The organism is uncultured Oscillibacter sp., from assembly GCF_900546705.1.
Classification (GTDB): Bacteria; Bacillota; Clostridia; order Oscillospirales; family Oscillospiraceae; genus Oscillibacter.
The window spans coordinates 1-6,527 of sequence record NZ_URDP01000059.1; the positions used below are offsets into that span (position 1 = coordinate 1).

A 6,527-nucleotide genomic window follows, 5' to 3' on the forward strand; every position below is an offset into this window, starting at 1 on the left:
GGCACAGTACTGCACAAAGCCCATGAGGCCCGGCAGGTTCACCTCGCAGTCCTGGCTGGCCAGGAACTTCTCCAGATCGTTGTTGCCTAAGGGAGAGTACTTCACGTAGATCTCGCCCACCACGCCCACTTTGACCTTGGGCACCCGGTGGACAGGGATAGCCGCAAACTCCCGGGCGATCTTGGGCATGGCCGCCTTGATCTCCCGGCCCGTCCAGCCCTTGTCCTGGAGCACCCAGCCGCAGATGGTATCCAGCCACTTTTCCTGCATGGCTTCGGCATCGCCCTTGTGGGTCTCGTAGGGCTCCGTCTGGGCCCGGAGGGCCACCAGCAGATCGCCGTAGTAGATACAGGCCAGGAGCTTGCGCATCATGGGCACCGTCATGGGGAAGCCGGAGTCCTTCTCAAGCCCCGAGAAGTTCAGGCTCACCACGGGTACCTGTCCGTAGCCGGCCTTGCTGAGGGCCTTGCGCAAAAGGTGGATGTAGTTGGAAGCCCGGCAGCCGCCGCCGGTCTGGGTGATGATGAGGGCCGTGTGGTCCAGATCGTACTTTCCGGAGCCCAGGGCATCCAGGAACTGACCGATGACCAGCAATGCCGGATAGCAGGTGTCGTTATGCACATATTTGAGGCCCAGCTCACAGACCTGGCTGCCGCAGTTTTCCAGCAGCTCGCAGGTGTAGCCCGCCTGCTTCATCACGGCGGCCAGGATGCGGAACTGCACCGGCGCCATGTTGGGGATGAGGATCTTGTGGGTCTTTTTCATCTCCGGCGTGAATTTGGGATAATCCTGATACGCCAATTCCATATTACTGTTCCTTTCTTGCCTCGTCCTGCTCGTCCAGGGCGGCGAACAGGCTCCGCAGGCGGATGCGCACGGCACCCAGGTTGGTGATTTCGTCGATTTTCAGCTGGGTATACAGCTTGCCTCCGGCCTGCAGGATCTCCCGGGTCTCGTCGGAGGTGATGGCATCCACGCCGCAGCCGAAGCTCACCAGCTGCACCAGGTCCATGTCCCGGTGCTCGCAGCAGTACTTGGCCGCCGCGTACAGCCGGGCGTGATAAGTCCACTGGTTGAGCACGGTGGTGGGGAACTTCTGCACCCGGTTGGAAATGGAGTCCTCCGTCACCACGGCGGCGCCGAAGCGGGTGATGAGGGTGTCGATACCGTGATTCACCTCCGGGTCCACATGGTAGGGCCGGCCCGCCAGCACGATGATCCGGCGGCCCTCCGCCCGGGCCTGGTCCATAACCCGCTCCCCCTCCTTGCGGATGAGGGACATGTGGTGGGCGTACTCGGCATAGGCCGCATCCGACGCCTCCCGCACCTCGCTGCGGGTGATATCCGGGAACTGGCGGCGCAAAGACTCGTAGATTTTCTTGGTAAAGTCCTTGGGGCGGTGGAGTCCCACGTAGTCGTAGATGAACTTGGTATCCTTGATCTCCGGGCAGTTGCCGGCGATGACCTCGGGATAATAGGCCACCACCGGGCAATTATAGTGGTTGTCGCCCAGGCCCTCGTCCAGATTGTAGGTCATGCAGGGGTAGAAAATGGCGTCCAGTCCCAGCTTGGAGAGGAAGTGGATGTGGCCGTGGGCCAGCTTGGCCGGGAAGCAGGCCGTGTCGCTGGGGATAGTCCCCTGGCCCTTGAGGTACAGGTCCCGGCTGGACAGGGGGCTGTGGTAGACCGCAAAGCCCAGCTTGGTGAAGAAAGTGTGCCAGAAGGGCAGCAGCTCCCACATGTTCAGGCACAGGGGGATGCCGATCTTACCCCGCTTGCCGGGGACGGGCTTGTAACCCAGAATCAGCTTGCGCTTGTAGGCATAGAGGTTGCGCTCGCCGATGTCCGCCTTTCCGGTGACGGGCCGGTCGCAGCGGTTGCCGCTGATGTAAGTGCTGCCGTCGGAGAAGGTGCTGATGGTCATCTGGCAGTTGTTGCCGCAGCGGCCGCAGACCTCGCTGCGGGTTTCCTGTCGGAAGTCCTTCAGAGCCTGGGCGCCAAGCAGCGTGCTGACAGCGCCGCTGCCGGCCTTGCCCCGGCCGTAGAGGGCGGCGCCGTAGGCGCCCATGAGGCCCGCGATGTCCGGACGGATGACCTCCACGCCCATTTCCTTTTCAAAGGCCCGCAGCACGGCCTCATTATAGAACGTGCCGCCCTGGACCACGATGTTGCGGCCCAGTTCCTCCGGAGACGCGGCGCGGATGACCTTGTAAATGGCGTTTTTCACCACGGAGATGGAAAGGCCCGCGGAGATATTTTCAATGGTGGCCCCGTCCTTCTGGGCCTGCTTGACAGAGGAGTTCATAAAGACGGTGCACCGGCTGCCCAGGTCCACGGGGCGGTCGGCAAAGAGGCCCAGCTTGGCAAACTCCTTCACATCGTAGCCCAGGGCCTGGGCAAAGGTCTGCAGAAAGCTTCCGCAGCCGGAGGAGCATGCCTCGTTGAGGAAGATGTTGCTGATGGCGCCGTTTTCAATTTTGAAGCACTTCATGTCCTGGCCGCCGATGTCGATGATGAAGTCCACATTGGGCAAAAAGTGCCGGGCGGCGGTGAAGTGGGCCACCGTCTCCACCACGCCGTAGTCGGCGTGGAAAGCAGCCTTGGCCAGGTCCTCGCCGTAGCCGGTGGTGGTCACGGAGGCCACATGGAGAGCCGGATGCTCTTCATAGAGCTTGGTGAGCACCTCCCGGATCAGAGGCACCGGATTGCCCAGGTTGGGCCGGTAGTCCGTAAACAGCAGCCGGGCATCCTGGTCGATGACCACCATCTTCACCGTGGTGGAGCCGGAGTCGATGCCGATGTGCACGGGAGCGGCGTAGTCCGCCGTGAAAGGCACCCGGGGCACCGTTGCCTTGGCGTGCCGGGCCCGGAACGCCTCATATTCCTCCTGGCTGGCAAACAGCGGCGGCTGGGACCGGTAGGTCTCCGAGGCACCGTGAATCTTGAGGGCGTCGGCCACCGCCTCCAGAGAGAAGGTCTGGTCGGCATAGAAGGCGGCGCCCAAAGCCACGAACAGCAAGCTGTTGTCCGGGCAGGTGCCCTGGACCCCCAGGGTCTTGTCGAAGCTGCGGCGCAGGCAGCGGGAGAAGGTCAGCGGCCCGCCCAGATACAGAATGTTCCCCGTAATGGGCCGCCCCTGAGCAAGGCCGGCGATGGTCTGGTTCACCACTGCCTGGTAGATGCTGGCGGCGATGTCCTCCACCCGGGCACCCTGGTTGATGAGGGGCTGCACATCACTCTTGGCAAACACGCCGCAGCGGGAGGCGATGGTGTACGTCTTCTGCGCCTGTCCGGCGGCGGCGTCCATCTCGTCCGCGCTCATCTTCAGCAAGGTGGCCATCTGGTCAATGAACGCGCCGGTGCCGCCGGCACAGGAGCCGTTCATCCGTACCTCCGTGCCGCCGGTCAAAAACAGAATCTTGGCGTCCTCGCCGCCCAGCTCGATGATCACATCCGTACCGGGCGCCAGGCGTCCCGCCGCCACCCGGGTGGCAAACACCTCCTGCACGAAGGGAACGCCCACGCTGTCCGCCATGCCCATGCCGGCAGAGCCGGAAATAGCCAGCTGAGCATTTCCGCCGGGTACATACTGCTCCGCCATCCGGCGCAGGAGCTCTTCCGACTTCTCCAGAATATGGCTGAAATGCCGCTCATATGTACTGTACACGATGCGGTCTGCATCGTCCAAAACCACACACTTAATCGTGGTGGAGCCTACGTCAAGGCCGACTTTCAATCTTTTTTCCTCCTTTGGAAACCGCTGACACAGCCTGAAAAGGCCGGTAGCCGCAAGATACCACATTAGTTGTGTATTGTACTCTTTTTCCCCGGAATGTGCAATTGACAAATTGCGGCAAGTGTGTAAAGAAATCGTTAAGAAATCGTTTATCTTTCTTCTTTCCCTTTTTTTCTCACTGTGATATACTGAATTACTAACATTGTCCACAGAAACGGGAGGAACATCCATGGATCAGGTTTTGCTGCACTGCTGCTGCGCCCCCTGCTCGCTCAGCTGCATCGACCCGCTGCGCGCGGAGGGAATTGAGCCGGTGGCGTTCTGGTACAATCCAAACATCCACCCCTGGAAGGAATACGAGGCCCGGCGGGATTGCCTGCTCACTTACGCCCCAACCATCAACATGGAGGTACGGGTTCAGGAGGACTACGGCCTGCGGGAATTCGTGGAGCATGTGGCCGGAGACATCGACCACCGCTGCGCCTACTGCTACGGCCACCGGCTGGAAGAGACGGCCCGCTATGCCGCCGAGCATGGCTTCGCCGCCTTTACCTCCACCCTGCTTGCCAGCACCTACCAAAACCACGAGGCCATTGCCGCGGCGGCTCAGGCAGCGGCGGAGCGGTACGGCGTCACGTTCCTCTACCGGGACTTCCGCCCCAACTTCCGGGCAGGGAACCAGCGGGCCCGGGAGCTGGGGTTCTACATGCAGAAGTACTGCGGCTGCATCTTTTCCGAGCAGGACCGCTACCAGAAAAAAATTGACCGGGACAAGGCCCGGTTTGCCGCTCAGCCGTAAGCAGCTGCATTTTGCCGCAAAAAAGGCCCGCAGGAACTCCTGCGGGCCTTTTTCTCAGTTTTTCAGGCTGTGCATGGGGGCCGGAATCCGACCGCCCCGGGCGATGAAGTCCGCGCTGGACTCCGGGTGCACCGGCATGACCGGGGCACTGCCGAAGAGGCCGCCGATCTCCACCGTGTCGCCCACGGTCTTGCCGGGGGCGGGAATCAGCCGCACGGCGGTGGTCTTGCAGTTGATCATGCCGATAGCCGCCTCGTCGGCGATGATGGCGGCAATGGTCTCGGCGGGAGTGTCTCCGGGAACGGCGATCATGTCCAGGCCCACGGAGCACACGCAGGTCATGGCCTCCAGCTTGTCCAGGCACAGCACGCCGCTCTTGGCGGCGGCGATCATGCCCTCATCCTCGCTGACGGGAATGAACGCGCCGGAAAGGCCGCCCACAGAGGAAGAGGCCATCACGCCGCCCTTTTTCACTGCGTCGTTCAAGAGGGCCAGGGCGGCGGTGGTACCGTGGGTGCCGCACACCTCCAGGCCCATCTCCTCCAGGATGCGGGCCACGCTGTCACCCACAGCAGGGGTGGGTGCCAGGCTCAGGTCCACGATGCCAAAGGGCGTGTCCAGCCGGCTGCTGGCCTCCCGGGCCACCAACTGGCCCATGCGGGTAATGCGGAAAGCGGTCTTTTTCACCGTCTCGGCCACCACATCGAAGGGCTGGCCCTTGACGGACTGCAAGGCGTGGTACACCACGCCGGGACCGGAGACGCCCACGTTGATGACCTTCTCGGCCTCGCCCACGCCGTGGAACGCGCCGGCCATGAAGGGGTTGTCCTCCACGGCGTTGCAGAAGATCACCAGCTTGGAGCAGCCCAGTCCGTCCTCGGCGGCGGTGGCCTGGGCCACCTCCTTGACCACCCGGCCCATGAGGGCCACGGCGTCCATGTTGATGCCCGCCTTGGTGGAGCCCACGTTGACGGAAGAGCAGACAAAGCGGGTCTGGGCCAGAGCCTGGGGAATGGAGCGGATCAGCTTCTCATCCGCCAGCGTCATGCCCTTTTGCACCAGGGCGGAGTAGCCGCCGATGAAGTTGACGCCGCAGTGCTCCGCCGCCCGATCCAGCGCCAGGGCAAAGGGCACATAGTCGTCCGTCTCGCTGGCGCCGGCCACCAGAGCCATGGGCGTGACGGAGATGCGCTTGTTGACAATGGGGATACCGAACTCTCGCTCGATGTCCTCGCCGGTGCGTACCAGGTTCTCCGCGTAGCGGCAGATCTTGTCGTACACCTTGTCGCAGGCACGCTTGGGGTCCGGGTCACAGCAGCTGAGCAGGGAGATGCCCATGGTGATGGTGCGGATGTCCAGGTGCTGCTGGTCGATCATTTCAATGGTGGAGAGGATCTCCTTTTGATTGAGCATAGCGTCCCCTCCTCAGATGTTGTGCATGGCGTCGAAGATCTCCTCCCGCTGGATGCGGATGGAAAGCTCCATCTTCTTTCCCAGCTGGGAAAGGGCTTCGCTCAGCTCGCCGATGGAGGCGGTGGACTTGCTCACATCCACGGCCATGACCATGGTGAAGGCTCCATGGAGAATGGTCTGGGAGATATCCAGGATATTGACATTGTATTCGGACAGCAGGATGCAGATGGCGGCGATGATGCCCACTTTGTCCTGGCCCACGACGGTAACGATGGCGTTCATAGGTCTCCTCCTTGCAGGGCGGCCTCCGGCCTGCCCCTTTCTTTCGTATGCGCGGCGTTCCAATGGGCCGCGCGCAGCGGATTTATTGTAGCACGAATCCGCTTTGATGTAAACCCGGCGCAGCGGGACCCCCGAACGGGCAATCCCGCTGCGCCGCAGCGATTGCTCAGATTTCGTCAAAGAACTTGGCGTGGATGGCCTTGACGGCCCGGTTCACATCCTCCTCATCCAGCAGCACGGAAACCCGGATCTCAGAGGTATTGATCATCTGGATGTTGATGCCCGCCTCATAGAGGG

The 6,527-nt window shown here is 62.2% G+C and carries 5 protein-coding genes and 1 pseudogene; 1 reads left to right on the plus strand and 5 read right to left on the minus strand.

Annotated elements, in window-relative coordinates; translation table 11 throughout:
* Both QZS13_RS09565 and QZS13_RS09570 read right to left on the minus strand, forming a co-directional pair.
* Positions 1 to 807 (minus strand): annotated as a pseudogene (locus QZS13_RS09565) (2-hydroxyacyl-CoA dehydratase); the annotation flags it as partial.
* A gap of 1 nt (position 808) precedes the next feature.
* Positions 809 to 3,736: an acyl-CoA dehydratase activase gene (locus QZS13_RS09570; protein WP_295588373.1), complete on the minus strand. Its 2,928-nt coding sequence runs from the start codon at positions 3,734 to 3,736 to the stop codon at positions 809 to 811.
* Positions 3,737 to 3,965: 229 nt separating this feature from the next.
* Between QZS13_RS09570 and QZS13_RS09575 the strand changes: the two genes are divergently transcribed.
* Complete coding sequence (locus tag QZS13_RS09575; protein ID WP_295588375.1) at positions 3,966 to 4,535, plus strand: epoxyqueuosine reductase QueH; 570 nt, start codon at positions 3,966 to 3,968, stop codon at positions 4,533 to 4,535.
* A 54-nt stretch (positions 4,536 to 4,589) separates the two neighbouring features.
* On the opposite strand, the gene QZS13_RS09580 is transcribed toward QZS13_RS09575, so the two are convergent.
* From QZS13_RS09580 to QZS13_RS09590, 3 genes are all read right to left on the minus strand, one after another.
* Positions 4,590 to 5,948 (minus strand): PFL family protein, encoded by a 1,359-nt coding sequence (locus tag QZS13_RS09580; RefSeq protein WP_295588378.1) that lies wholly within the window; start codon positions 5,946 to 5,948, stop codon positions 4,590 to 4,592.
* A gap of 12 nt (positions 5,949 to 5,960) precedes the next feature.
* Positions 5,961 to 6,230 carry an ACT domain-containing protein gene (locus QZS13_RS09585; protein ID WP_295588380.1) on the minus strand — a complete coding sequence of 90 codons (270 nt, stop codon included), beginning with the start codon at positions 6,228 to 6,230 and terminating at the stop codon, positions 5,961 to 5,963.
* A 166-nt stretch (positions 6,231 to 6,396) separates the two neighbouring features.
* Positions 6,397 to 6,527 (minus strand): ACT domain-containing protein (locus tag QZS13_RS09590; protein WP_295588382.1); only part of this gene is annotated, 131 nt, incomplete at its 5' end.

What these genes read in the sequence shown, in the direction of transcription:
- QZS13_RS09575 (WP_295588375.1), top strand. Translation starts at nt 3,966, where the DNA reads ATGGATCAGGTTTTGCTGCACTGCTGCTGCGCCCCCTGCTCGCTCAGC.
- QZS13_RS09580 (WP_295588378.1), bottom strand. Translation starts at nt 5,948, where the DNA reads ATGCTCAATCAAAAGGAGATCCTCTCCACCATTGAAATGATCGACCAG.
- QZS13_RS09585 (WP_295588380.1), bottom strand. Translation starts at nt 6,230, where the DNA reads ATGAACGCCATCGTTACCGTCGTGGGCCAGGACAAAGTGGGCATCATC.